Origin of the sequence: Parendozoicomonas verongulae, assembly GCF_009711465.1 — a bacterium.
Lineage (GTDB): Bacteria > Pseudomonadota > Gammaproteobacteria > Pseudomonadales > Endozoicomonadaceae > Sansalvadorimonas > Sansalvadorimonas verongulae.
In genome coordinates, this window is the sequence record NZ_SMME01000611.1 from 507 (window position 1) to 1,090 (window position 584).

General features: G+C 49.7%; 1 protein-coding gene. It reads left to right on the forward strand.

The genetic code is table 11. The features are described 5' to 3' along the window. Nucleotides 1-246: 246 nt before the first annotated feature. Nucleotides 247-584, forward strand: a 338-nt coding sequence (locus E1189_RS01865; RefSeq protein WP_196221030.1) for a hypothetical protein, incomplete at its 3' end; no start/stop codon positions are given.

Consider the following 584-nt stretch of genomic DNA (forward strand, 5'->3'; position numbering starts at 1 on the left):
ACGGCTTGCTCGCATGTACAGGTATATCACGATATAGATCATGGTTTCTGCCTTCTGAAAACCAATCCTCAAAGGGCATTAGAGGAGGCTGAGGCGCTATTAAAAAAATATGAAGGAGACTCAAAGCAATATGCTCGCGTTGTGCAATTAAAAGCCAGATGTTTGTTTCTTCTTGGTGATTTTGATGGGTGTATTGGGTTCATCAGTTCTCTTTCCAAGGGTTTGCAAAACAACAAAGGGTTGGTAATGGCCAAAGGCAGAGCTTTACAAGCGACAGGCCATTTAACGGAAGCTTTACCACTTTTTGAGCACCTTTATGAAAAATACTCAGCCACTCCCAATGATGAAAAAACGAATGGGCTGGCACTGGGCAGACATCACCAGCTCATGGGAGGCAAGGATAACCTGAGAACAGCCCGGGACATCTTTACCCGGCTGCGCACCAAGGCAGCCGGGGGGCGGGTGAACACCCCTTGTAATGACAGGGAGATCGAACTGGCTCTGGGCAGAGTGTTTCAGGCCTTGGGGGGGGCGGCCAACCTGAAAACAGCCCAGGATATCTTTACCCGGTTGCGCACCCGGGC